Genomic DNA, 25,197 nt, shown 5'->3' on the forward strand with positions numbered 1-25,197 from the left:
ATTAGCTCAATCTGACATGATTTTTTCATAGCTATTTACTGTTATAATGCCAATTCCTCAATTAAATGTTGTTTAGGGCAATGGCAAATAAAAAACTTTTAATCTGTGCTGCAATTGCGGCTGGACTATTGTTAACCGCATGCGTTAAAAAAGAGACACCGAAAGAAGAAGAGCAAGACAAGGTTGAAACTGCTGTTTCAGAACCTCAACCACAGAAGCCTGCAAAATTTGAATCTTTAGAGAGTGTAGATACTCAAGAAGCTCAAGTTCAAGAGCAACCACAAGTTGAAGTTCATCGTGAAGAAACTGCTAACACGACAACTGAAATTCGCCGTGAAACTCGTCCTGCGCGTTCTGATGAATCTTCACAGACACAAGTTGCTGAACAACCTAAATCTGAGACACCAAAAGTAGAACCTAAACCAGAAAAAAAACCTGAGCCTAAAGCTGAACCTAAACCGGAAAAAGCTCAGTCAAAACCAGCTGCTAAGGCAACTGAACCTGCGAACACAGAAGATGATGCCGTTGCTGCTGCTATTGCTGCTGCAACACCAGCACTTAAGAACTAAGCTTCTGTTCAAGAATGCCCAAATTATTTTTTTAATTTGGGCATTTATATAAATAGTCATAATACAAATAAATTTAATTTTATTACTTTTTGTCTTTAAAGCTCTCCTGTCTATCATTTTAGGACAATCTATTTTCAATCATTCGAAATTTATTGACTCCAATCTAGTCTGCTTATAATTTTTATTAACAAGTTCCTTTTTGGAACCTAATCTAAAAGAAGATTGGAGCAAGAAAATGAAAACAGCTTTAAACCGTACACCAGCCTCTTTTCCTGTCCGCCGCATGGACTACAATTTTGAAGATACTCCGCGCTATTGGTGCAATCATGAGCCTTCTCTCACCCACTATTTCACGGGGCTTTCGACTTTATTTCCTGAAGGTGAATCATACTTTGTTAGATCTGTCCGTGCTTTACGAGCTAAAGCTAAAGAGAATGAAATTCTAGACAGAGAAATAGGCGCATTTATTGGTCAAGAAGCAATGCATTCTAAAGAACATCATGCTTTCCATGTCAGTGCACAACAATATGGTTTAAACCCAGAATCACTAGAGAAAGCTACAGGTATTGTTCTTAAAGCTATTGAGAAAGTTTTTAGTAAAAAATGGAATTTATTGGTAACTGTTGGATTAGAACACTATACAGCTGTTCTGGTAGTCAGCATGATGCAATCCGTAAATGAGCTTATGACCGACAACACTATTCGCAACCTATGGTTATGGCACAGTGTAGAAGAAACCGAGCATAAAGCTGTTGCATTCGATTTATATCAACATCTATATGGCAACGGATTAGATGCATATATTCCACGTGTTGGAATTTTTACATTCAGTTTAGTTTTGATTACAGCCTTTTCAACTATTTACCATATTGTTTTAATGAAACGAGATAAGCAACTGACCAATTTCAAAACTTGGCGCAACTTTTTTAAGTTTGCGAGCAAACAATATAAAGTGTTGATTCCTAAATTTCTTGAATACTACCGTTTTGATTTTCACCCTAATCAAACAGATGAAAAAGCTTTAGTTGCCGCTACAAAAGTAAAACTTGGAATAAATGATAGATCACTCCTCTTATCTTAAGGTATAAAAAATAAAGCCCAAGATCTGGGCTTTATTTATATTCAAAGATTATCTATTTATTATGTTCAATTAAAAAATAATCAGCCATGAGACGTGCTGCCCACGATGTACTGCGCCATCCCTCATAAAATGCACAATGACTTCCTTTTTTCGTTGTCACCACAGCAACATTGCTCATCTGCTGAATTGGCTCTTTATATGGCTCTAAATTTTTAATAGAACATACAGGGTCATCTTCAGCATTCAAAATCATTAAAGGAATTTTAATATTTTCGAACACATAAATCGGGTTAATAGATTTACAGTAAGTTTCATAATCTTCAAAACCCGCCATCTCGAAATATTCTTTTTCAAATTCTTCTAAATTGGTTGCTGATAAAACTTTCTCTAAAGATGCAATCTGACTCCATGTATTTTGGTACGGATAAATAAAATACTTGAAGAGCTTCTTAGTCATCATTTTACTGTAAAAAGGATGGACATTTTTAAAACCAATTTCTGTGTTATAGCCCGGACACATCGCAAAAGCAGCTTTAAAAGGTGTATCTTCGCCTTGTTCACCCAAATAACGAACTAGCAGCCCCGTACCGGCCGAAGAACCTACCGCATATAAATCCGATGCCGGAAATAAACTTTGAATATGGTTAAGTTGTTCCTTTAAATCACTCGTAGAACCAAAAAGAGAAATTTGCGGCACAGGCATTGGCAAACCTGCGTGACCACGGCGCAGGCATAATGCAATTCGCCAGCCTGTGTATTGATTTAAATCGCGTACCAATTCACGCATACTCTCAGGTGTACCTGTAATGGTATGCATAATTACAACTGTTGGTGTATCTGGCGGTAAGTTATAGCCATACCAAGCAATTGCGGTAATACCACCATCACTCATAGTGAGTTGATCAATTCGATCATATGCCAACTTTATGGTCTGTTTTCTAATAAGATCAAAATAAAGTAAGTGAACATGACTATTTGTGAGCCAAGGCGTAGGACGATATTTCTGTTTAAGTTGTGGCAACTTATCCAAAATATCTTTTATTTTTCCTTGAGGATGATAATAGACTTTTGGGTGCTCAGCGCCCAACACTAAATCGAACAGCTCCGAACCGAAATCTTTAATTTTATTAAAAACAGATATGCCCATATCCAATAACTACCTATGACTATGAGTTAAATGATTGCCGCACTAAGGCTGCAACCTGCCGTCCCCAAACTGCGTAAACTTCTTTACTTGGATGAAAACCGTCGCTTGCCATAGGCAAGTTCATGGCTTGAAAAGTTTCAATATCATATTCAAGAAACTTAAAATGGCTTTGTGGTGCTAACCATTGTTGTAATTTTTGATTCATTTGCACTGCATATTGCCCAAACAACCAAGCTAGTGGATTCGGTAAAGCCGGGAAATGTTGCATTGGAGGCACACCAGAAACGATAATCAACTTTGGCTGAAAACGTTTCTGTATATGCTCAAATAATTGCTTCTGTTGTTTAATCCATGATTTAGCAGAGGTCAACTTTGTGACATCATTTACACCAATAGATGTCACAATCACATCATACTTCTGCTCTTCTAAATGCTGCAAAGCATTAAAAACTTGTCGAGTTGTATCACCAGTTTTAGCATGAAGTTTCCACTGTAGGGAAAATTCATTTTGCAGTTCTTGAATAATAGCACCAGACAAGGCATCTTTCTGATTTTCTACACCAACACCTGCTGCGGCAGAATCCCCCAAAATAAGCAGAGATAAAGATTTACCTTGACCAGCTCTACCTTCTCGTTCACCTTTAGCTTCTGCTAAACGTGGTGTGTTCTTTCGAACTTTATGGCCTTGTATGAATAATACTGGTAATAAAAACAATGTTGAAAGTTTTAACCACATTTTTATATACCTCAATATTCTTAGGCTATTTAACAAAATTATTGAGGTTTAAATTGAGCTATTCGTATGCCCATTTGCTCAGCTAATGCAGCTAAACCGCTCATTGGACGAATCATTACTTCAAAATCAACAATTTTACCCTGCTCATTAAAACGAATCATATCAATACCTTTTAATGATTTATCTCCTACATCCGCACTAAACTCTAGCACTACATTTTCACCATCTTCCGTGTAAAATTCTCGATGATAGGTAAAATTCTGAAATACCTGAATTACATTGGTGAGAATAAAGAAAACAACTTGTCTTCCCTCATAAGGTTTATAAGCAACCGGTGAACGGAAAACGACTTCATCTGCCAGCAAATCATTTAAGTTCGATAAGTCATTTGACTGAATCATGTAATGCCATTTTTCTAATGACTGTTTAGTTATTTCGAGTGTCATTTTTATTTTTCCTTCAAATAGGTTTTAGTAATGAGCATTTTCTTACCCAAGACAATGCTCATTTAAGTCATTAAAGAATCGCTGCTAGTTCAGCACCTTGACGAATAGCACGTTTAGCGTCCAACTCACCTGCTTCTTTAGCACCACCAATCAAATGAACATTCTTACCATCTGCTTTTAATTGGTCATACATCGCAGTAAATGATTCTTGGCCCGCGCAAATCACAACATTATCAACCTCAAGTACCGTTGGTTTGCCATCAACAGTAATATGAAGCCCTTGATCATCTACTTTGTCGTATTGCACACCTGCTAACATTTTCACGTTTCTGTTCTTAAGCCCGGTACGGTGAATCCAACCAGTCGTTTTACCCAGCCCTGCGCCTACTGAGGAAGCTTTACGCTGCAACAAATAGATTTCTCGTTCAGAAGCTTCAACTTTTGGCTGCTTTAAACCTCCGACATGTTCATAGTGAGTATCAATACCCCACTCTTCATAAAATTTTTCTGGATTTAAACTGCCACTTTCACCTTCATGGGTTAGGTACTCAGCCGTATCAAAACCAATACCACCCGCACCAATAATGGCAACACGCTGACCTACTGCTACACGCTCTTTAAGCACCTGTAAGTAGCTCAACACTTTTGGATGATCAATACCTTCAAATTGCAATTGACGAGGCGTTACACCAGTTGCAACTACGATTTCATCAAAGTCTGATTGGCTTAACTCTTCATAAGTGGCTGGATGGTTTAATACAAGTTCAATGTTCGGGCGTAATTCAATTTGACGATTGAAATAACGCAATGTTTCGTAGAACTCTTCTTTGCCTGGCACAGTTTTAGCGATATTAAACTGACCACCAATTTGATGACTTGCTTCAAAGATTTTAACTTGGTGTCCACGATCTGCCGCATATACAGCAAAACTTAAACCTGCTGGCCCGGCCCCAATGACGGCAATATTTTTCTGATTATGTGCTTCTTTAAAGATTAGTTCTGTTTCATAACATGCTCGAGGATTAACCAAACATGTTGCAATTTTCATAGAGAAAATGTGGTCGAGACAAGCTTGGTTACAGCCAATACACGTATTAATTTCATCGCTACGGCCTTCACTTGCTTTTAAAACAAACTCAGGATCTGCAAGCATTGGACGTGCCATTGAAACCATATCCGCATGACCCGACGCTAATACATGTTCAGCCATTTCTGGTGTATTAATACGGTTCGATGTAATTAATGGAACTGAAACTTCACCTTTTAATTTTTCAGTGACCCAAGTAAATGCAGCTCTTGGAACTTTGGTGGCAATTGTTGGAATACGAGCTTCATGCCAGCCAATACCCGTATTAATGATCGTAGCCCCAGCTTTTTCAATCGCTTTAGCAAGTTGAATAACTTCTTCTAAAGTAGAACCACCTTCAACCAGATCAAGCATCGATAAACGGTAAATAATAATAAAGTTTTCACCCACTATCTCACGTGTGCGTTTTACGATCTCAACAGGAAAACGAATACGGTTTTCATAGCTACCACCCCATTCATCATCACGATGGTTTGTTCTGGCTGCAATAAACTCGTTAATTAAATAACCTTCTGAACCCATAATCTCAACGCCGTCATATCCAGCGTATTGAGCAAGCTTCGCACAGTTTGCAAAATCATCAATCGTTTGTTGAACCTCAGCAGAAGTCATTGCTTTAGGCTTAATCGGATTAATAGGTGCCTGAATTGCCGAAGGCGCAACAATCTCTGGCTGATAAGAATATCGGCCCGTATGTAATATTTGTAATGCAATCTTCCCACCAGCAGAATGTACAGCTTCGGTAATGACTTTATGTTTTTCGGCTTCTTCTGTGCTATCTAACTTAGAAGCATGAGCAAAGGTTAAACCTGCCTGATTAGGTGCAATACCGCCAGTAACAATGAGCCCAACATCACCTTTAGCACGTTCTGCATAAAAAGCTGCCATACGCTCATAACCACCAGGCGCTTCTTCTAGACCAACATGCATAGACCCCATCAATACGCGATTTTTTAATGTCGTAAAACCTAAATCTAATGGTTTTAATAAATGTGGATATAACGACATAACAACTCCTTGGCTTGCTAATCTGCTTGCTTAATGCAACTTGTTGCACAAATTTATAATCAAATTTTGACTTTTATGCAACATGTTGCATAATCTAATGAGTCACACTTTACTTTTGCTTACAAACGGATTGCCATGTCACTTCCTCATGTTTTATTGACCAGTTTACTAGAACGGCCAAGCACGGGCTTTGAACTCGCCCGCCGTTTTGACCGATCTATGGGCTTTTTCTGGAATGCCACACATCAGCAAATTTATCGTGAACTCAATAACATGCTTAAAAAAGGCTGGGTTTCCACTTTAGAAAATGAGATGGATAGTGGCCGAAAAAAAACTTATCAAGTCGAACAGCTTGGCCGTATTGAACTCGCTTCATGGATGACGCAGCAAAGCGAACCGGCACAGCTTAGAGATGACCTAATGGTAAGATTGCGCGCTGAGGCGCAATTGGGCAATAATCAAATATTACCCGAACTGTTACGACATCTTGGTCTACACCAAGAAAAGCTTAAGCTTTACCAAACTATTTACGATAAAGATTTTAAAGATAGCGATGATTTGAATAATCGAGTGTTATATATTCATAAAATGATCTTAGAACTCGGCATTACTATGGAAACTGAGTGGATCAAATGGTTGGAACAAGTCATCCCGCAATTAAAACTCTTTGCTCAAGATAATGTATCTGGAGAATAATCATGCCTTATTACACCATGCCCGATCAGGAAAGTTTATTTGTACGCCGTGTTGGTCGTGGTGAACCGGTATTAGTTTTATCCGGTTTAGGTATGCAAAGTTGGCAATGGCTACCTTTTATCTATGCAAATCGTAAAAAATACGAGTTTATTATTCCCGACTGGCGGGGCTTTGGCGGTTCAAAAAACTGTGCAATTCCCGAGCAAGATGCCATATCAAGCCACTGGCAAGATGTTGCTCACTTAATTGAGCAATTAAAGTTAGATAAATTTATTTTAATGGGCTACTCAATGGGAGCCACCACTGCAATGCATGGCATGAAGCATGCTCATCTCGCTCAGCAGTTAAAGGCCTATTTACATATCGATCAAACCCCTAAAATTTCAGTAGATGCTACATGGCAATATGGGTTATTTGGGCCATTACATGCCCAATTTAAACAATTACTCAATGATATTTATCAGTTATTATCAATCCATAAAAATGCTAAATATCTTTATGAATTATCACTTCCGGACCGTCAAAAGTTGGTGCGGTTGTGGGTAGATTTTATTGAATTGCAAAGCAGCAATCCATTTAGCCCTTTTGTTTTTAAAACGGCATTAAAACAGCCCTTTTTACAAAAATATCTTCTTCCGATTCAACGTTTAGACTACTTATTTTGGTATGTCGAAAATTATCTTTTCCACAACGAGGATTATCGTGAAGCACTTCAGCAATTACAGTGCCCAACAACTTTCTTTATTGGACGCAATTCGACACTCTATCCAGAAACGGGCCAAACCCTGATTGCACATAGTGTCGAACATGCAAAAACAATTTATTTTGAACGCTCAGGCCACACGCCATTATTAACCGAGCCAAAAAAATTCGGGCATGAAATCACTACTTTTTTATCCGAACTTAAACATGCTTCTTAAAAAAAAGGGATCTGCTAAAACAGATCCCTTTTTAAATGTTTACATCATTAAGCCGAATGAGCTAATTCACTTGCTTTTAATTGTTTAGCAACATTTAACAAAAGCTGTTCAGTTTTATCCCACCCTAAACAACCGTCCGTTACCGACTGTCCATAAGTCATTTCACATGAAATCTTCTGGTTACCATCAACTAAATGGCTTTCAATCATGACACCCTTTACCTGAGTTTTTAGACGTTCAGCAACGATTTGCTGTAAAACTTCTGGCTGACGTAAAGGATCTTTACCACTGTTGCCATGACTACAGTCAATAACTAAGGCAGGTAGGTTTTGTTTGTGCTTTTCTCTAATTGCCTGAATTGAAGCCAAATCATAATTAGGACCGTGATTGGCTCCACGTAAAATCAAGTGTGGCAATGGATTTCCAGAACTCTGAATCACTGAAGGCAAACCTTGCTGATTCATACCTAAAAATTGATGCTCATTTTGTGCAGACTGAATAGCATCTAAAGCAATTTGAATTGAGCCATCCGTACCATTCTTGAAGCCAATACTGTATGGCATATGACTTGAGATTTCACGGTGAATCTGGGACTCACTAGTACGAGCTCCAATTGCACCCCAAGCCAATAAATCATCAAAATAGCCTGTTGCCATTGGGCTTAAAATTTCGCTCGCAATCGGCAAGCCTTTTTCAATAATTTGTAAATATAGCTCACGCGATTTTTCTAAACCTAATTGTAGATTAGATGAACCATCAAGATTTGGGTCATACATAAACCCTTTCCAACCTACTGTTGTACGCGGCTTTTCAATATAAGCACGCATCACAATGAAGATTTGATTTTTTACTTTTTCTTGTAATTTTTGCAATCTATCTGCGTATTCAAGTACAGCAACTGGGTCATGAATTGAACATGGTCCTGTAATAACCATTAAGCGCTGATCTTTGCCAGCAAGAATATTTTGAATAATTTGACGATGTTCTGCAATTTGTCGTGCGAAGGTCTGCACAAGCGGGTATTTAGCTTTTAACTGAACAGGTAAACTAACTGGTGTTTCTTTTGTATTGCTTTGAGTTAGTAAAGTATTTAAGGCATTCATTGGTCTTTTCCTTTGGACTGAAACCTAATCAGTCCGATCATTTATTTGAGCGTTTTGGATCTATTCGTTGGCAAAGGTAGGCAAAAGTAAAACCAATAAAAGTTGCTAAAGTATGAATAAGTCATGTTGTTCATTTTGAAGTCCTCGATTTGAAAAAGATAAAGCATAAAAAAACCTGATCGGGGTTGCCGATCAGGTATTAACTGTGATGGGCAACTCTCGTGCCCGAATACGCTCAGGCAACTATCTAAATTGCCAGAAATAAAAGTAAGCGTTAGAATTCACAGATTGATTTAACATCTTTATCTCAAATATTAAAAAATGTTCCTTAAATCTAAAATACGCATTGTTGATGACTTTGACAAGTATTTTTTGCAAAAAAAATTGCTTATTTTTTCACTTAAAATTTAATTGAACACTTTCAGAATTAACGGATTAATCCTTGGGGCTGTAAAATAATTAAACCTGCTCCGCAAAGCACGATTAAACCACCTAAGATATCCCATCTGGTTAAAACGACTTGATCTACAAAACGAAGCCACATAAGCGCAGTAAAAATATAAATACCGCCATAGGCTGCATAAATCCGTCCAGAAGCTGCAGGATGCAATGTCAGTAACCAGACAAACACGGCCAAACTCAGAGCTGCAGGTAACCATAGCCACGCAGACTTCCCTTCTTTTAAAATAAGATAAGGAAAGTAACAACCCAAAATCTCAGCAATTGCAGTAATAATAAATAACCCGAACACACTAAATATTCGGGTTATAGAAAGACTATCAATTAACATAAATTAAGCTGGTTCTGCCGTATGGTGATCTTCAAACACTTCAAGTTTTAGACCCACTGCTTTACCATCTTCTTTCTTCACTGATACCGCCACATTACCGCCATGATCTGCAAGTTCACCAAACAAAATCATTTCAGCTAATGGTTTCTTCAAGTGTTCTTGAATGAGTCGTTGCATTGGTCGAGCGCCCATTAAACGATCATAACCATTTGTCGCTAACCAGTCGCGTGCACTTTGATCGACATCTAAAACTACGCGTTTTTCATCTAGCTGCGCTTGCAATTCTGTCAAGAACTTATCAACTACAGATTCAATCACTGTGGTTGGTAAAGCTTTGAATTGAATAACACCATCTAGACGGTTACGGAATTCAGGTGAGAATGCACGTTTCATGGCTTCTTGGTTGTCCGAACTATGGTCTTGCTCTGTAAATCCAATGCTTGCACGAGAAATACTTTCTGCACCAATGTTCGTCGTCAACACAATAATGACATTTCTAAAGTCTGACTTACGACCATTATTGTCTGTTAATGCACCATGATCCATGATTTGCAACAACAGGTTAAACACATCAGGATGTGCTTTCTCAATTTCATCCAGTAACAATACACAGTGTGGATTTTTATGAATCGCATCTGTGAGTAAGCCACCTTGGTCATAACCTACATAGCCTGGAGGAGCACCAATTAAGCGAGAAACAGCGTGACGCTCCATATACTCAGACATATCGAAACGAACAAGCTCTACACCTAAAAGTTTTGCTAATTGCTTCGTAACCTCAGTTTTACCTACACCGGTAGGACCAGCAAACACAAAGCTACCAACTGGTTTATCCGGCGATTTCAAACCAGCACGTGACAACTTGATTGCAGAAGCTAGTGCAGTAATTGCTTCATCTTGACCAAATACAACACGTTTTAGGTCACGCTCAAGATTTTCAAGTACAGATTTATCATCTTTAGATACAGTTTTAGGCGGAATACGCGCAATCTTAGAAACGATATCTTCGATGTTCTCTACAGTAATTAAGCTGTCTTCACTTTCTGCTTTTAGACGGCGCTGTGCACCTGCTTCATCAATGACATCAATCGCTTTATCTGGCAAGAAACGATCATTAATAAATTTCGCAGAAAGCTCAACCGCAGAAACCAAAGCTTTGTCGTCATACTGTACATGGTGGAAATCTTCAAACTTCGTTTTCAAGCCACGTAAAATATCAATAGTTTCAGAAATGCTCGGTTCATTTACATCAATTTTTTGGAAACGACGAGATAACGCATGATCCTTTTCAAATACCTGACGATATTCTTGGAACGTTGTTGATCCAATGCAGCGTAAAGTACCATTTGCTAAAGCTGGTTTGATGAGATTCGAAGCATCCATCGTACTGCCCATACTAGAGCCTGCACCAATGATCATATGAATTTCATCAATGAATAAAATCGCATTCGGATTTTTCTTCAAAGCGTTTAACAATTGTTTTAAACGTTTTTCAAAGTCACCACGATATTTTGTACCCGCAACCAATGCACCAATATCAAGGCTGTAAATTTCTGCATGGCTTAGCGGTTTTGGTGCTTTACCATTTACAATGAGCCATGCAAGGCCTTCTGCAATTGAAGTTTTACCTACACCCGGGTCGCCTACCAACAATGGATTGTTTTTACGACGACGGCAAAGAATTTGTGCTGTACGCTCAATTTCTTTCTCACGACCAATGAGTGGATCAGTTTTACCTTTTTGCGCTTCAACATTTAAATTGAGCGTATAAAGTTCTAATGGTCCGGCATTGCCTGAATTGCTTTCACCCTCAATGTCTTCAACTTCTTCTTCAACCTGAACTTCGTCTTTACGTGTCCCATGAGACAAGTATTGAGTTAAAGTCAATCGATTAATTTGATGACGTTTAAGCAGATAAACAGCAAAAGAATCACGCTCTGAATACATTGCGACCAAAACATCCGCACCTTCAACAGTACGGTCACCACCACTCGATTGAACGTGGAAAATTGCACGTTGCAAAATGCGGTCGAAACTTTCTGTTGGATGTGGAGCTTGCTCGCTATTTTCGCCAAGCTTAGGAGTATGTTGTTCTACATATTCTTCTAATTCTTTACGTAAAGAAACAATATCAGCTCCGCATGCTTTTAATGCATTCACAGCCGAATCGTTATCGAGTAAGGCTAATAGTAAATGTTCAACTGTAAGAAACTCATGTCTCTTTTGACGAGCCATGCTAACAGCCAAACGTAATGATACTTCTAATTGACGACTGAGCATGTGACCCCCTTATGCTTTAGGCTCAATCTGGCAAAGTAATGGATGACCTTGCGATCGAGCGTAATTATTAACAAGGTTTGCCTTGGTTTCCGCGATGTCTCTTGGATATACCCCGGCAGTACCTTTACCTTCATAGTGTACTGTTAGCATTACTTGAGTTGCTTGGTCAAGATTCATTGCAAAGTATTGTTGTAAAATTTCAATTACAAAGTCCATTGGCGTGTAATCGTCATTCAATAATACCACTGCATACAAGGGAGGACGCTTGAGTTCGGGAGGTGCTGTTTGCACAACAACCTCTCCGTCATGATCTTCGTTTTGCGAATCACTTAAGCGTGGATTGAAGTGCCAATCGACATAGCCAGACTGCTGAAAAGAAGCCTTAATATCTTTTAAATTTGTTTGACGCTTATTTGTTCGCATATGATGTTACTATTGTGAATTTGCTTCAGCTTGAGGAATTTCTGCAACAAAAGCAGAAGGTGTTTCGACAGGTTTACCACGCTGCCAACTAAAACGCTTAATAACCGGTGTATCAGAACCGCCTGTTAGACGCACTTCAATAAATTGAGGTGTGAACCCCTTAGGCATCGTCCATCGGCCAGTCAAACGCTCAAAATCAGTGAAGTTAAAGTTCTTATCTTCAAGTGGTACCACTAAAACTTCTGTATCTTTAATCAGTCTTATTTCAACTGAACCTGCAGCACGGCGTTTACTCGGGCTAACTTGTACCAGATCAAGCTGATATTCATAAGCATTTTCCGGTAACGGTTTTATCGCCAAATTCTGAATTGTTAAGCTTAAACCACCACGTTGTCTTAAAATTTCACGGTAGATGTTACTCATACCTTCTTGCTGCGTTTTATCAGCATTGGCTTGATTAAGTGCTTCAAACAAATCATTGGCATTTGTAACAGCAACATCACGCTCTTGTACAGCCGCATTCAAACTTTTGTTAACTGCATCTAATGCTGTTTTTTGTTTTTGCACTACCTCAACCAATTGCTCTGCATCTGCATCGTAACCAACAACAGTTAAACCTTGACGGTGCCCAATTGTATAGCCGAGCGCAAAACAACCACTCATTAAAATAGCGGCACCAATAAATAATGGTTTATTGGTGTTTAAAAATTTTTTCTTTTGCAACGAACTTTCTACAGAAGTCGTCTGTTCCGAGTTTTGCATCGTCATCTCAGTGTTTAAGATCAGAGTCAAGACACACATTTAAATCGAAATTTAAATGTGTGTGAAGCAAAAAAGAGTTTTTTATGGTAATAAACCAATCCCTTGTAAGCCTTCATCTTCACTAAAGCCAAACATAAGGTTCATATTTTGTACAGCCTGACCAGATGCACCTTTTACAAGGTTATCTTGAGCCGCCAAAATAATGAGTTTATTTGGTTGTGGTTTATACAAAGCAATACGTAATTCATTTGCTCCACGCACGCTGCGAGTTTCAGGTGAACTATTTGCAGGCATGACATCTACAAATTTTTCATTTGCATAGAAGTTTTCATACAAAGCTTGTAAGTCTGTTTGTTTACCCGCTTCTGTCAAGTCTACATAAATTGTACTTAACATACCGCGAATCATCGGTACTAGGTGCGGAACAAATAAAAGACCTTCAAAAACATCTTTCTTACCTGCAATATTTTCCAAAGCCTCTACAATCTCTGGATGGTGGCGATGGCCTGCAACACCATAAGCTTTAAAGTTATCCGCATTTTCACTGTAAATCATGCCCAAACTTGCTTTACGACCAGCACCAGAAACACCGGATTTTGCATCAATAATAATATTCTTTGTTTCAATCAATGCTTGTGCCGATTTTAAAAGTGGAGCCAAGCCCAGTTGAACAGTCGTTGGGTAACAACCCGGATTACCAATGACTTGAGCTTGCTTAATTTTTTCACGATTTAACTCGGTTAAACCATAAACAGAATCTTTTAGTACATCTGGGCAAGCATGCTCCATACCATACCACTTTTCAAATTGCTCAAGATTCTGTAAACGAAAGTCAGCAGCTAAATCAATAACTTTGGTGCCTGCTGCAATCAAATCTTTCGCATGTTGCATCGCAACACCATGAGGAGTTGCAAAAAATACGACGTCACACTCTTTTAATGCATCAATGTTTAAATCTGAAAATTGAAGATCTGTATGCCCACGTAAGTTTGGGAACATATCAGCAACTGGTTTGCCCGCTTCTGTACGTGAAGTCAGAACTCGAACCTGCGCTTTTGGATGTCGTAATAAAATACGTAATAGTTCAACGCCTGTATAACCAGTTCCACCAACAATTCCGACAGAAATCACGTGCATTACCTCAAATTTTGAATCTATACTTGCGGTAGTATGACAGGATGTCTAGGCTTACAAAACCATTTCATGCTTGGTAATTTTAATTTTTTTATTTTAAACGATAATTACATAGCACTTGCCGGCCTGTCAGTACCAAACAAATATCAGTAAATAAATACCAAATTTATTTTTGGAGAGCTAGGATGCTTGATCAATCAAAAGAAATAAAAGTGTGCACTTATCTCGGCCTCACCACTTTAATTTTAAGTGTAGCCCTTGTTGGGTGTGGTGGTGGTAGCAGTAGCGGAGGTTCATCTAACACGCCTAAACCATCTGAACCCTCTCCTGAAGTCATGACGGATATTACGCTTAAAACCCCTGTCGAAATGCGCAATGTTCAACTCAAGGTATATGATAATACCGACAATAGTATTTTGATTGATACCCAAGTTGCCAGTTTAACGAGTTACGATATTAAACTTCCAAGCACAAAACTAAATCGTCTTTATCGTGTTGAAGTCACGACCCAAGGCTCATCTCAAGTATTTGATCCAACCAAATCTGAATATCAAAATATTTCTGGTGTTTATCACGCTTTTATTACCCCAAGCTCGATAAGCAATAAAACACAATTGATCAGCCCAAGTTCAGAAGCAATTTATCAACGTGCTGTGATTCGTTCAGGTCAGTTGCCTAATGAGACAATTATCCCAACCAGTATTGAACAATTACATGTTGACTTAGCCTCTCAAGATGTCTACAGATCTCTTCTTAATGCGTTTAAAGATACCAATATTCCAAGTTTAAGTCCGGCAAGTACGCTTACAATTTTAAATTTATTGAAATACTCAACCACAAAGCCAAGTACTTATGTGGATAGTTATCTAAGCTTTGGTTATCTTCAATATTGGTCAAGCATCCATAATACGAATTCACCTTATCAAGATCTTACCCAAAGTCTCGCTACAGATTTAAAAGATGGATATTTAGACGGCAAAAAACTTATTGGGGACAAAACATCTTTTACCCCTATCTTCACCTCAGCCCCTGATAATATTGATCCAGCAAAAAATACACTTTTAGATATCGCAGCTAATCAAAAGGTAACACGTGATTATTTTGCCACCAATCTAAGAGCAGCCACCTTTAAACTAGCAGATTTGCAAGATCAATCCCATCTAGACCCAATAGGTTATGATCTACTGAACAAGAAACAATATTCGGGGATTATACCTTCTGGTAATACGTCTGAATTTTTCCGTATAGATGGTGCGGGAGATTACCGACGTGCTGTTGGCTTTAGTGGTATTACAGCGACCTGCAATGGTTCGGCTTATCCGTGTAAACAAGGTTTAACTAGTATCAATATTTCTGACCCAAAACTACCAGCTACAGACTATTTAGTCGGCCATTATGAAGATAGTACAACAGGCTGCCAACTTAACTTCCGTGCTAATGGTCAAATTGAATTAATTAAAGGCTCTCAAAGCTATCGCTCTGCCTTAAGCGCAGATAGTACAGATAACTTATTGCAAACCGACGCTGCAAGTTATAGTTATTTACTTAACTCAAGTTCATCCGAACCTAACAATTCAACACAGCAATATAATTTTATACAGCTACATATTAAAGCGAACAAGATTGTTAGTGCTCAAGCAGGCCTTGATAGCCGCAAAGCACCAGATGTCTTACAAACAACACAATTAGAGTGTAGCTTTAGCTAAGCTGTAACATACCACCATGCAGGCAATGGATTACCTTTTAATTGTCTGCGATGCTGCATATAGTTAGGGTCGAACTTTGCAACTTCGGCCCAAAATGCAGGACTATGGTCGAAGTGTTTGGTGTGTGCTAATTCATGAATGCAAACATAACGGGTAATTTGAGCAGGCATAAGAACCAGACCTGCATGCAGCATAATATTATGTTGACTACTGCAACTTCCCCAACGAGTTTTAGGACGCCGGATTGCACACTCTGCATAACTCAGCCGAGTTTTTTGGCTAAGCTCTGACAAAAGTACTGGTAACTCTTGTTTTGCATAAGCAATAACAGCGTTTTGTAAAGCTTGATAGGGTTGTTGATCTTTAATAAATAAATAACTATTTTCCCAATCAAATTGAAAAATGCGATGTTGCTTCTGCACAACAATTTGAAAAGGCTGTTCTCTATTAAAAAAAGAAATTTCTGAAGGAATTTCAAACGAAGTGGATCGAACGTGGTGCTGTTTATTCCACGTCTCGATTAACCATTGTTCAGACTGAGCTAAAAACTGCTGAATTTGTTTCTTACTACAAAATAACGGCACAGTAAGTCGTATAGACGCAGGCTCAACACGTAAGCGCAATTTTCTTGCCCTTACGTGACGAACAATTTTAATTTCTGGCATTTCCACAGCCATTACTGTGCAGTACGCTCTTCAATACCATCATTTGTTGCAACAATTGCAATCGTTGCTGGATTTAACGCAAAAATACCGTTAGTCACAACGCCCGGAATATTATTAATTGTCTTTTCCAAATCAATTGCATTTAAGATGTTCAAATTAAATACATCTAAAATAACGTTTCCGTTATCTGTTACCACACCTTCACGATAAACCGGATCACCCCCTAAGCTTACCAATTTACGAGCTACAGCAGAACGCGCCATTGGAATAACTTCTACTGGTAATGGGAAATCACGACCAAGTTGATCAACCCATTTCGAATCATCAACGATACATACAAACTTTTTAGCAATTGAGGCTACAATTTTTTCACGAGTTAATGCTGCGCCGCCGCCTTTAATCATATGCATATGACGATCAATCTCATCTGCACCATCAACATAAGCATCAAGGTTACCCACATGGTTCATATCAACCACTTCTATGCCTAATTTTTTAAGACGATCTGCTGTTGCTTGAGAACTTGCTACTGCTGCTTCTAATTGTAGTTCAGGCAATAAATCAATCAGGAAATTTACAGTACTTCCAGTTCCTACCCCCAAAATGCCACCTTTGGGTAAGTGTTTTAAAGCAGCTTTCGCAGCAGCTTGTTTCTTTTCATCTTGGGTTGCATATAGGCTCATTACATCACTCAACTATTTTTTGACATTTATGCGCCAATAAACGGCGCAAATGCACAAGGGTTTGCTACAATAATTTCCTATTTTAAACTGTTATAGGGAAGATGAACATGCTGTCTCGTGTGGTACGACAAATTTTACAAGCAACGGTTTATGATGTTGCAATTGAAACACCTCTCGAAGCAGCTCCACGAATTAGTCAAAAATTAAACAACACAATTCGTTTTAAGCGTGAAGATTTACAACCGGTTTTTTCTTTTAAATTACGCGGTGCCTATAACCGTATTAGCCAATTACCGAAAGAACAACTTGAACGTGGCGTCATTTGCGCATCTGCCGGCAACCATGCGCAAGGTGTAGCGTTGTCTGGTCAACGTTTAGGTATTCCTGCAATTATTGTTATGCCAAGTACTACCCCTGACATTAAAGTTCAGGCAGTGAAGCGTTTGGGTGGCCAAGTTGTATTACATGGCGATAGTTTTGATATTGCAAACAAATACGCTCAGCAACGTGCCGAAGCTGAAGGATTAGTTTTTATTCCACCTTATGACGACGAGTTGGTTATTGCGGGCCAAGGCACAATTGCGAATGAAATTTTACGCCAATGGCGTGATGTAGAATATGTTTTCGTTGCTGTTGGTGGTGGTGGCTTAATTGCTGGTGTAGCAGCTTACTTGGGTGATGTTGCACCGCATGTCAAAGTCATCGGTGTTGAATATGAAGAGTCAGCTTGTTTAAAAGCAGCGCTAGAAGCAAATGAACGTGTAGTCCTACCCCATGTAGGCTTATTTGCTGATGGTACAGCAGTCGCTCAAATTGGTGCTTTACCTTTTGATATCGTTCGTCTACGCAAGTCAGATAACTCTGGACCAATTGTTGAACCAGACATTGTTACTGTAAATACAGATGAGATCTGTGCTGCAATTAAAGATACTTTTGATGAAAACCGCAGCATCGTTGAACCGTCAGGTGCAATGGCCCTAGCTGGTATCAAAAAATATGTTGCCGAGCATAAAATTAGCGGCAAAAACATGGTATCGATTGTTTGCGGCGCCAACATGAACTTTGACCGCTTACGTTACATTGCAGAGCGCACCGAATTGGGTGAACAACGTGAAGCAATTTATGCAGTTACTCTTTCTGAAGAAAAAGGCGCATTCTTAGGCTTCTGCCGTGCTCTACAGGGCCGTAACATTACCGAGTTTAACTACCGTGCAAATAACACAGAAGAAGCACAAGTATTTGTGGGTATTAGCTTAAAAGGTGGTGACACTGAACGTCATGAAATTTTAGAACAACTTAAACAGCAAAATTATGTTGTAGATGATTTATCTGATGATGAAGTTGCCAAATTGCATATTCGTTACTTGATTGGTGGTCATGCCAATCTGGATGACGAAAGATTGTTCCGTGTTGAGTTTCCGGAACGTCCGGGTGCCTTACTCACCTTCTTAACTCGTTTAGGTCCAACCCACAATATTACGCTATTCCATTATCGTAACCACGGCGCTGCCGAAGGTCGTGTACTAGTTGGCTTACAAGCAACAGATGCTAAACAAAACCCAGATGGTTTAATTGAAACTCTGGAGCAAATTAGCTATCCATATGCAGAAATTACAGACAATGTGGGCTATAAACGTTTCTTGAAGTAACCTTTCATTTTGATAAAAAAGCCGGCAAATATGTCGGCTTTTTTATCATTTAAGCTTATTATTTTTTATATTTACATTGCTTCTCTTTATCTCAAAGAAAATATCATTAAAAATAAAGCCCTAACTAAGTATAAAAGGACAACTATGGCACAGTTCGCGGTCATCGGCTTGGGAAGTTTTGGGGCAACTGTTGCTCAGGAACTTACGAGATTAAACCATGATGTTATTGGTATTGATACAGTCAAAAAGAATGTTGAGAACCTTGCCGATGTTTTAACTCATGCTGTCATTGCTGATGCTACAGATGAACATGTATTGGATGAATTAAACATTCAAAATTGTGATGCAGTGGTTGTAGCAATTGGTGAAGATATTGAAGCCAGTATTTTATGTGTGTTGAATTTAAAAAATCTGGGCATTGATAAAATTTGGGTAAAAGCAAAAACCAAAGCACATCATACAATCTTATCTCATCTAAATATCAATAAAATCATTCATCCTGAAGAAGACATGGGGGTACGTGTTGCTCAAGCACTAAACTACCCAATGGTGAGCCGTTATATGTCTTTAGATGATGAGCACTATATTGTAAAAATTGATATTCCAGAGAAGTTAAACGGCATTAATTTGTACGGAATTATGCAGCAAGCCCCTCAAGTAAAAACGCTTCTTGTAAAAAGACAACAGCAGATTTTATTTGAAACCGAAGAGACTTTTACTTTACAAACGCATGATATTCTTATTTTAGAAGGTCATTTACAGCAGCTAAAAAAACTCTCAAATTGTTTCATATAAGAAAACGAACCAGAAAATATGTCTCTTAAGCCTAAACCGCATAAAACACTAAATTTAAGCCCACCTTCTCTGTTAGCACTGGGCTTTCTGGGCTTTATTGTCTTTGGCACATTATTGCTTAAACTTCCTATTGCCAATAACGGACATGTTAGTTGGATGGATGCTCTATTTACGGCGACCTCGGCAGTCACTATTACAGGTCTATCCGTTTTAAATATTCATGAATCTTTTACACTTTTCGGACAGGTCATTATTTTATTATTGATTCAGTCAGGTGGTTTAGGCTTTATGACTTTTGCCATTTTGGCAGCATTAAGTTTATCTCCTAAAGTTGGCCTTAAACAGCAAATGATGGCTCAAGATAGCCTTGGGCAGACTAGTCTTTCAAAGGTTACTTTTGTGGCAAAAGGTGTTGTTACTTACACACTTCTTTTTGAACTGATTGGAACAGTGATCTTAACTACCGCATTTACACCCATTTATGGCTTTGCTCGGGGACTGTATTATGCAGTTTTCTATAGTATCTCATCATTTAACAATGCGGGTTTTTCACTATTTAGCAACAGTTTAGTTAACTTCCAAAGCAACTACCTTATATGTATTACGATTAGTTTGCTCTATACATTAGGTGGACTGGGTTTTTTAGTCCTCATGGATATCAAACAAAATAAAAAATGGAAAAAACTCAGCCCAAATAGCAAACTCATCCTAACAACTATTGCGATTATTAATTTGGTTGCGTTTGTATTAATTTGGGTTTTGGAAGCACAAAATCCTCATACCTTAGGTCTGCTCAATGTAGGTGATCAAGCTTTAAATGCATGGTTTCAAGCGACTGTTCCACGTTCTTCAGGGTTCAATACTATTGATACTGGAGCAATGACCAACAGTAGTTCTTTACTTATGATGCTACTCATGTTCATCGGTGGAGGTTCACTCAGTACTGCTGGAGGTATAAAAGTCGGCACCTTTGTCATATTAGTTTTAAGTGTACTTTCCTTTTTAAGACGTACCGATGAAATCAGGGTTTTCAATCACTCCGTTTCTCACGAAACTACTTATAAAGCCTTAGCTGTCACCGCAATTACCAGTATTCTCATATTTATCGGGTTCTTTATACTTTTACTTTTAGAACCTAAAGCAGACTTTATGAACTTATTATTTGAAGTGGTTTCAGCAGCCTGTACGGTAGGCCTTTCTCGCGGTATCACGCCAGATTTACACAATGGTAGTTTATTTATTTTAAGCCTACTTATGTTTGCAGGCCGTTTAGGCCCCTTAACACTCGCCTATTTAATTGCTACTCCTAAAAAAAGCCGTCTCAAACACCCTCAAGCCAATATTCAAATTGGTTAATAAAAAAGCCGCTGTAAAAGCGGCATTTTTATAGGTCAAACTTAGTACCAGTTCATGAGTGAAACACCCAAGCCGGCATAAGTTGCACGATGGTTATAGTCAATTAAGCTTTCACCATAACCATTAAATAATTGGAAGTGTCCGCGCAGCTTGCCACTAATCGGGAAAGCCCAGTCAAACTGAACAGCACCATGAGAATCATCACCACCTTTTAAAGAGTGACGTAGCATTAATGAGAAGTCATTTTGCTTCCACTTATAAAAAGCAGTTAAATCACCACGCCCCACATAATCTTCAATATCTGGATTGTTATCATCTTTGCTGTCTTCTTCAATGCGTATCCATGGACGAAGCATTAAAGCAAAGTTACCGCGTTCTAAACCCACATTAAAGATGACACGGTTCCAGCTACGAGATAAAGGATCTGAACGTCCATTTGATTGGTGATTTAAAGTTACCCCAAGCAAACGACCATCTAAGCCAAGCAACTCATAGTTTGTTCTAAACATTAAACTTGCTTCTGGCTCATAGTTCGTTTCACGGAATGGTCGAGACTCTTCAGCATTAAAGGTCTGCCAACGTGAAGATTGAGTATAACCTACCCACAAGTCACCATTGTTACCAAAAATATTTTCCCAAGCTTTCGTTTTCAAAGAAATCTGAAATTTACTTTCAGTTGATTTAAGATTCTGGGCTGTATGTTCTACATTATTAGGGTTTGGACTAGTAGGTAGCTCATTTTTATCGCTCGTCCAGAAAACTGGTAGCAAATAAACAGGTTGATAAGCACGAATATTCCAAACACCCAGTTTACTTTTTTCAGACAACTCCCAACGTTGATCTAGTAAAGATGTAGTAGGTTCAAGTGTAGGTGCCTTACCAATTACTTTGATATTACTTACCTTATCTACAACCTTTTCTTTAAATGTTTCAGGTTGAACAACAGGTTTATCAATTTTTTTAACAGGCTCTGGTACTACTGCGGCTTGAACTACTGGTAAGGCCGATGGTTTAAACACAGCATCATAACAAGCTAGGCGATCAGCATTCGAAGCAAGGGCAACACATGCATCTACACTCGCAGGTTTTACAGGGGCTAAGGTGTCGGCATATGCCACCGACGCACATAAACAGCTAAGCAGGGTTCCCATACTTAGCTGTAAAGATGTGCGTTCAAATTGTCTGAACGCCATGTTCATCTCCAATTTTTATTTTAATTAACTTGTTTGATCGTAAAGCCCAGTTGTTGCAATTCATCACGTTTTGCAAAAGGTGCAACGACAGCTTTTACAGGTGTTTGTTCAATTAAATATTGACGTGCAACACGTTTTAAATCTTCTAAAGTTACATGCAATAATCTTTCACGTAATGTACGACGGAAAGTCGGAGTTCTTGCATGCAACAATGCATAACACGCTGTTATTGCTTCACCTGCTGGTGAACCAGGTTTGTCCATACTTGCCACCAGACCAAGAATTGCTTCTTCAAGCTGATGAGGTTGTTGCTCTGTGTTTAACAACCATTGCACGCTCGCTTCAAAATCTTTAAAAGTCTCAGCTAAGCGTGGGTCACGGTAACTAAAGAAACGGAATGAACATGCATTTCCGTCATAACTAGCACCACCACCATAAGCACCACCTTTTTCACGGATAGCACTGTGCAAGAAACCATTACGCAAGTAAGCTGCCAATACCATTAGAGGTGCCGCATCTGGATGAGATACTTCCACAGCTTGATATGCAGAGGCACAGAACTGAACATTGGTTTGAATTAACCAAGCTTCATGTTCATTATCATTTTCTTGCTCAACTTGGGTTAACTCAGTCGCTGCTGTATCAACGTTTAATTTATCCCAAACATTTTGTATTTCTTCAACTAAACGCTCTGACTGATGCTCTTCACATACGAGCAGGAACTGTTTAGGTGCTTGCAATAATTTTGTATGAATATGCTTCAATTCAGCAATAAGCGCATCATAAGCAGCATCATCTTGGGTAATTTTATTAACAAGCTCGCCTAACCAGTTCAACGCACCTAAGCCAGTGTTTTGATAGTCGCGTTGAGCTAATGCACTCATATTACGAGAAGCAATCTGCATTGCATAACTATGACCAGCACCAGATAAACGAGACTGCCAGCGTGTCTTACGTTGCTGCAATAACTCAATGATTCGCTCTTTTTCATCAAAACGAAGTTGTTCAAATGCTAATTTTAATAAATGAATCGCATCGAACTTCTGAGTTAAAGATTTAGTTGTTAAAGTTAACCAAGCACTAATTTTGTCTTTATCATCAACCTTACTGCGTAACGAAGCACCCATTCCCAAACCACCACTTACAGCTGTTTGTAAGTTCTGGAGTTCAAGGTAGTCATACTCACCTGCACCAACTTCACCCATTAAAATAGAGAGCAAATTGAAGTATGGTGATTTAACCACATCATCTGGAATTTGAATAAGTACTTGTTGATAGTAAATACCATTGGTTCCGGCATGATACAAATTCAACGGCGTATCCATTCGATTACAGATAATTTCACGCAATTGACCTTGTACAATATGCAAGTCAGCCGGTACGTCTTCTAGACCTACTTTTGGCAACAGTTCAAGATTATCTGGTGTATCTTGACGCTCTTGCAATGCCTTGGTTTTAGCGATGATCTCTGCTTTATCTTCTTCAGTTAGCTTTTCACCAATTGCAGCTAAACGTGCTTTTTCAGCTTCTTGCTCTTTCGCTGACTTGGTTGCATCCGGTACTAAAGTCATTTGCACGCGGTGCGGATTATCTAATAAATGCGTTTGAATCAGGTTAGATAACCACATTGGGTCTTGGAGTTCTTCTTTAACCTGAGCAATGGCACTATCAACATCCCAAATTTGAATCGGATCGTTATGGTGAATCGCACCACTTAAACCATTTAAAATTAGGCTTAAGCCATATGGTGTACCATCACCATTAATTTCACGTTGGTGTAACTCGATTTGATGCAAAATTGCATCAACTAACGATGAGTCAATTGGTTTTGCAGCTACTTCACGTAAAACGTTTAAAACACCATCTCTAAAGCTCTCTGCATGCTCTGGATTTGAACCTTGAACACCACAATAGAACGTCATTTCAAAGTTACTATCGTCTACCCCCATTAAAGGACCAGTCGACTGAGCATAGCCACAAGTTTCTAAATAATGACGAAGTGGTGAAGCTGAGTTTTCGAGTAAAACGCCTTCTACTAATCGCATACCCAGACGAAGTTTAATGTCACTCGCCTGAGGTAATAACCACGACAATACATGGTAAGTTTTGTCTTTTAACTCATCGCCATCAACAGCATAAGTTTCAGTAACTTCAACAGGTGCCGTTAAGCGTTTTTCTGGTTTCGAATATAAAGTTGTACCAGCAGTGAACTTATGTAGAGCCAATTTTTCAAATTGCTCTTGTAATTCATAGGCGGTTTGGTTACCAAAAGTCATAAATACCGCATTACTCGGATGATAATGGGTTTTATAAAATTCAACCAATTGTTCATACGTTAAGTCAGGAATATCTTTTGGATCACCGCCTGAGTTGTAGTGATAAGTGGTTTCAGGGAATAGATGATGAGCCAACTGATGATAAAGCTGATCAGAAGGCGCACTCATTGCACCTTTCATTTCATTGAAGACTACGCCTTTGTATACAGGCTGACCATTTTCAAGTTCAATACGGATACCTTCCTGAGCAAAATCCAGAGGATTCAAATTTGCCGAGAAAGCAGCATCAAGATAAACAGATAATAAGTTTTGGAAATCTTTCTTATTTTGAGTTGCAAATGGATATGCAGTCCAATCTGCTGCTGTAAACGCGTTCATAAAAGTATTTAATGAACGGCGTATCATTAAGAAGAATGGATCACGAACAGGAAACTTTTCAGAACCACATAAAGCAGTATGCTCTAAAATATGTGCAGTTCCTTTAGAGTCCATAGGTTGTGTTCTGAACGCAACAAGAAATACATTTTCATCATAATCAGTTGCCAAGTGATAATGCACCGCACCTGTGACTTTATGCTTATATTCAGACACTAAAATATCTAATGCTTCAACATGGTGCTGACGTAGCAACTGAAACGCAGGGTGAACAGTTTGAGAAATGGTTTCAGTGACATCTACAGTCATGTGATCTC

22 protein-coding genes are annotated in these 25,197 nt (G+C 38.7%); 8 read left to right on the forward strand and 14 right to left on the reverse strand.

Translation table 11 applies throughout. From position 1 onward, the window contains the following. The first annotated feature begins 80 nt into the window (after nt 1-80). On the forward strand, nt 81-569 hold the full coding sequence (locus GO593_RS17320; protein ID WP_001284535.1) for a hypothetical protein: 489 nt from the start codon (nt 81-83) through the stop codon (nt 567-569). 235 nt (nt 570-804) lie between these two features. Next, a complete protein-coding gene (locus tag GO593_RS17325; RefSeq protein ID WP_000844947.1) occupies nt 805-1,650 on the forward strand; it encodes a metal-dependent hydrolase in 846 nt (281 codons plus the stop codon). A 52-nt stretch (nt 1,651-1,702) separates the two neighbouring features. On the opposite strand, the gene GO593_RS17330 is transcribed toward GO593_RS17325, so the two are convergent. From GO593_RS17330 to GO593_RS17345, 4 genes are all read right to left on the reverse strand, one after another. Then, entirely contained in the window at nt 1,703-2,797 is a 1,095-nt protein-coding gene (locus GO593_RS17330; RefSeq protein WP_000513044.1) for a YheT family hydrolase, read from the reverse strand. 19 nt (nt 2,798-2,816) lie between these two features. Next, on the reverse strand, nt 2,817-3,533 hold the full coding sequence (locus tag GO593_RS17335; protein WP_000266303.1) for an SGNH/GDSL hydrolase family protein: 717 nt from the start codon (nt 3,531-3,533) through the stop codon (nt 2,817-2,819). A 38-nt stretch (nt 3,534-3,571) separates the two neighbouring features. Then, nucleotides 3,572-3,979: a nuclear transport factor 2 family protein gene (locus tag GO593_RS17340; protein WP_000171434.1), complete on the reverse strand. Its 408-nt coding sequence runs from the start codon at nt 3,977-3,979 to the stop codon at nt 3,572-3,574. Nucleotides 3,980-4,049: 70 nt separating this feature from the next. Continuing rightward, nucleotides 4,050-6,074 carry an NADPH-dependent 2,4-dienoyl-CoA reductase gene (locus GO593_RS17345; protein ID WP_000061175.1) on the reverse strand — a complete coding sequence of 675 codons (2,025 nt, stop codon included), beginning with the start codon at nt 6,072-6,074 and terminating at the stop codon, nt 4,050-4,052. Between the two features lie 135 nt (nt 6,075-6,209). On the opposite strand from GO593_RS17345, the gene GO593_RS17350 reads away from it, so the two are divergent. Together GO593_RS17350 and GO593_RS17355 are read left to right on the forward strand one after the other, a co-directional pair. Beyond that, nucleotides 6,210-6,770 carry a PadR family transcriptional regulator gene (locus tag GO593_RS17350; RefSeq protein ID WP_000056571.1) on the forward strand — a complete coding sequence of 187 codons (561 nt, stop codon included), beginning with the start codon at nt 6,210-6,212 and terminating at the stop codon, nt 6,768-6,770. 2 nt (nt 6,771-6,772) lie between these two features. Further along, nucleotides 6,773-7,690: an alpha/beta fold hydrolase gene (locus GO593_RS17355; RefSeq protein ID WP_001147226.1), complete on the forward strand. Its 918-nt coding sequence runs from the start codon at nt 6,773-6,775 to the stop codon at nt 7,688-7,690. Nucleotides 7,691-7,737: 47 nt separating this feature from the next. On the opposite strand, the gene GO593_RS17360 is transcribed toward GO593_RS17355, so the two are convergent. The 6 genes from GO593_RS17360 to argC form a co-directional block, all read right to left on the reverse strand. Further along, nucleotides 7,738-8,793, reverse strand: a complete 1,056-nt coding sequence (locus GO593_RS17360; RefSeq protein ID WP_000993018.1) for a 3-deoxy-7-phosphoheptulonate synthase — start codon at nt 8,791-8,793, stop codon at nt 7,738-7,740. A gap of 427 nt (nt 8,794-9,220) precedes the next feature. Then, nucleotides 9,221-9,583, reverse strand: a complete 363-nt coding sequence (locus GO593_RS17365) for a YnfA family protein (RefSeq protein ID WP_001983733.1) — start codon at nt 9,581-9,583, stop codon at nt 9,221-9,223. Nucleotides 9,584-9,586: 3 nt separating this feature from the next. Next, complete coding sequence (gene clpA / locus GO593_RS17370; protein WP_000952702.1) at nt 9,587-11,863, reverse strand: ATP-dependent Clp protease ATP-binding subunit ClpA; 2,277 nt, start codon at nt 11,861-11,863, stop codon at nt 9,587-9,589. A 9-nt stretch (nt 11,864-11,872) separates the two neighbouring features. Then, nucleotides 11,873-12,286: an ATP-dependent Clp protease adapter ClpS gene (gene clpS, locus GO593_RS17375; protein WP_001260033.1), complete on the reverse strand. Its 414-nt coding sequence runs from the start codon at nt 12,284-12,286 to the stop codon at nt 11,873-11,875. 9 nt (nt 12,287-12,295) lie between these two features. Beyond that, nucleotides 12,296-13,054 carry a DUF6776 family protein gene (locus GO593_RS17380; protein ID WP_085940527.1) on the reverse strand — a complete coding sequence of 253 codons (759 nt, stop codon included), beginning with the start codon at nt 13,052-13,054 and terminating at the stop codon, nt 12,296-12,298. 75 nt (nt 13,055-13,129) lie between these two features. Further along, complete coding sequence (gene argC / locus GO593_RS17385) at nt 13,130-14,185, reverse strand: N-acetyl-gamma-glutamyl-phosphate reductase (RefSeq protein ID WP_000558177.1); 1,056 nt, start codon at nt 14,183-14,185, stop codon at nt 13,130-13,132. A 182-nt stretch (nt 14,186-14,367) separates the two neighbouring features. Between argC and GO593_RS17390 the strand changes: the two genes are divergently transcribed. Beyond that, nucleotides 14,368-15,888 carry a hypothetical protein gene (locus GO593_RS17390; RefSeq protein WP_000886860.1) on the forward strand — a complete coding sequence of 507 codons (1,521 nt, stop codon included), beginning with the start codon at nt 14,368-14,370 and terminating at the stop codon, nt 15,886-15,888. Here GO593_RS17390 and GO593_RS17395 read toward each other — a convergent pair. Next, nucleotides 15,885-16,565 (reverse strand): YgjP family zinc-dependent metalloprotease, encoded by a 681-nt coding sequence (locus GO593_RS17395; protein WP_000257634.1) that lies wholly within the window; start codon nt 16,563-16,565, stop codon nt 15,885-15,887. The genes GO593_RS17390 and GO593_RS17395 overlap by 4 nt on opposite strands. Continuing rightward, nucleotides 16,565-17,236 (reverse strand): ribose-5-phosphate isomerase RpiA, encoded by a 672-nt coding sequence (gene rpiA, locus GO593_RS17400; protein ID WP_000061056.1) that lies wholly within the window; start codon nt 17,234-17,236, stop codon nt 16,565-16,567. Before rpiA ends, GO593_RS17395 begins: the two co-directional genes overlap by 1 nt. Before the next feature lie 101 nt (nt 17,237-17,337). On the opposite strand from rpiA, the gene ilvA reads away from it, so the two are divergent. The 3 genes from ilvA to GO593_RS17415 all read left to right on the forward strand — a co-directional run bounded on the left by ilvA (nt 17,338) and on the right by GO593_RS17415 (nt 21,036). After that, nucleotides 17,338-18,885 (forward strand): threonine ammonia-lyase, biosynthetic, encoded by a 1,548-nt coding sequence (gene ilvA, locus GO593_RS17405; RefSeq protein ID WP_001983729.1) that lies wholly within the window; start codon nt 17,338-17,340, stop codon nt 18,883-18,885. A gap of 144 nt (nt 18,886-19,029) precedes the next feature. Continuing rightward, nucleotides 19,030-19,680 (forward strand): potassium channel family protein, encoded by a 651-nt coding sequence (locus GO593_RS17410; RefSeq protein ID WP_001983728.1) that lies wholly within the window; start codon nt 19,030-19,032, stop codon nt 19,678-19,680. A gap of 18 nt (nt 19,681-19,698) precedes the next feature. Continuing rightward, nucleotides 19,699-21,036, forward strand: a complete 1,338-nt coding sequence (locus tag GO593_RS17415) for a TrkH family potassium uptake protein (RefSeq protein WP_000053917.1) — start codon at nt 19,699-19,701, stop codon at nt 21,034-21,036. A gap of 41 nt (nt 21,037-21,077) precedes the next feature. Here the strand turns inward: GO593_RS17415 and GO593_RS17420 are convergent, their stop codons facing one another. Further along, nucleotides 21,078-22,229: a phospholipase A gene (locus GO593_RS17420; protein ID WP_000885657.1), complete on the reverse strand. Its 1,152-nt coding sequence runs from the start codon at nt 22,227-22,229 to the stop codon at nt 21,078-21,080. A gap of 20 nt (nt 22,230-22,249) precedes the next feature. After that, entirely contained in the window at nt 22,250-25,189 is a 2,940-nt protein-coding gene (locus tag GO593_RS17425; RefSeq protein WP_000215277.1) for an insulinase family protein, read from the reverse strand. Nucleotides 25,190-25,197: the final 8 nt, after the last annotated feature.

Source organism: Acinetobacter baumannii (genome assembly GCF_009759685.1).
GTDB classification, from domain to species: Bacteria; Pseudomonadota; Gammaproteobacteria; order Pseudomonadales; family Moraxellaceae; genus Acinetobacter; species Acinetobacter baumannii.

Bases quoted from the DNA above. Each gene is read 5' to 3' on its own strand.
- clpA (WP_000952702.1), bottom strand. From the start codon at position 11,863: ATGCTCAGTCGTCAATTAGAAGTATCATTACGTTTGGCTGTTAGCATG.
- rpiA (WP_000061056.1), bottom strand. From the start codon at position 17,236: ATGAGCCTATATGCAACCCAAGATGAAAAGAAACAAGCTGCTGCGAAA.
- GO593_RS17340 (WP_000171434.1), bottom strand. From the start codon at position 3,979: ATGACACTCGAAATAACTAAACAGTCATTAGAAAAATGGCATTACATG.
- clpS (WP_001260033.1), bottom strand. From the start codon at position 12,286: ATGCGAACAAATAAGCGTCAAACAAATTTAAAAGATATTAAGGCTTCT.
- GO593_RS17410 (WP_001983728.1), top strand. From the start codon at position 19,030: ATGGCACAGTTCGCGGTCATCGGCTTGGGAAGTTTTGGGGCAACTGTT.
- GO593_RS17390 (WP_000886860.1), top strand. From the start codon at position 14,368: ATGCTTGATCAATCAAAAGAAATAAAAGTGTGCACTTATCTCGGCCTC.
- GO593_RS17360 (WP_000993018.1), bottom strand. From the start codon at position 8,793: ATGAATGCCTTAAATACTTTACTAACTCAAAGCAATACAAAAGAAACA.
- GO593_RS17425 (WP_000215277.1), bottom strand. From the start codon at position 25,189: ATGACTGTAGATGTCACTGAAACCATTTCTCAAACTGTTCACCCTGCG.
- ilvA (WP_001983729.1), top strand. From the start codon at position 17,338: ATGAACATGCTGTCTCGTGTGGTACGACAAATTTTACAAGCAACGGTT.
- GO593_RS17350 (WP_000056571.1), top strand. From the start codon at position 6,210: ATGTCACTTCCTCATGTTTTATTGACCAGTTTACTAGAACGGCCAAGC.
- GO593_RS17420 (WP_000885657.1), bottom strand. From the start codon at position 22,229: ATGGCGTTCAGACAATTTGAACGCACATCTTTACAGCTAAGTATGGGA.
- GO593_RS17345 (WP_000061175.1), bottom strand. From the start codon at position 6,074: ATGTCGTTATATCCACATTTATTAAAACCATTAGATTTAGGTTTTACG.
- GO593_RS17320 (WP_001284535.1), top strand. From the start codon at position 81: ATGGCAAATAAAAAACTTTTAATCTGTGCTGCAATTGCGGCTGGACTA.
- GO593_RS17395 (WP_000257634.1), bottom strand. From the start codon at position 16,565: ATGGCTGTGGAAATGCCAGAAATTAAAATTGTTCGTCACGTAAGGGCA.
- GO593_RS17365 (WP_001983733.1), bottom strand. From the start codon at position 9,583: ATGTTAATTGATAGTCTTTCTATAACCCGAATATTTAGTGTGTTCGGG.
- GO593_RS17330 (WP_000513044.1), bottom strand. From the start codon at position 2,797: ATGGGCATATCTGTTTTTAATAAAATTAAAGATTTCGGTTCGGAGCTG.
- GO593_RS17415 (WP_000053917.1), top strand. From the start codon at position 19,699: ATGTCTCTTAAGCCTAAACCGCATAAAACACTAAATTTAAGCCCACCT.
- GO593_RS17380 (WP_085940527.1), bottom strand. From the start codon at position 13,054: ATGACGATGCAAAACTCGGAACAGACGACTTCTGTAGAAAGTTCGTTG.
- GO593_RS17335 (WP_000266303.1), bottom strand. From the start codon at position 3,533: ATGTGGTTAAAACTTTCAACATTGTTTTTATTACCAGTATTATTCATA.
- argC (WP_000558177.1), bottom strand. From the start codon at position 14,185: ATGCACGTGATTTCTGTCGGAATTGTTGGTGGAACTGGTTATACAGGC.
- GO593_RS17355 (WP_001147226.1), top strand. From the start codon at position 6,773: ATGCCTTATTACACCATGCCCGATCAGGAAAGTTTATTTGTACGCCGT.
- GO593_RS17325 (WP_000844947.1), top strand. From the start codon at position 805: ATGAAAACAGCTTTAAACCGTACACCAGCCTCTTTTCCTGTCCGCCGC.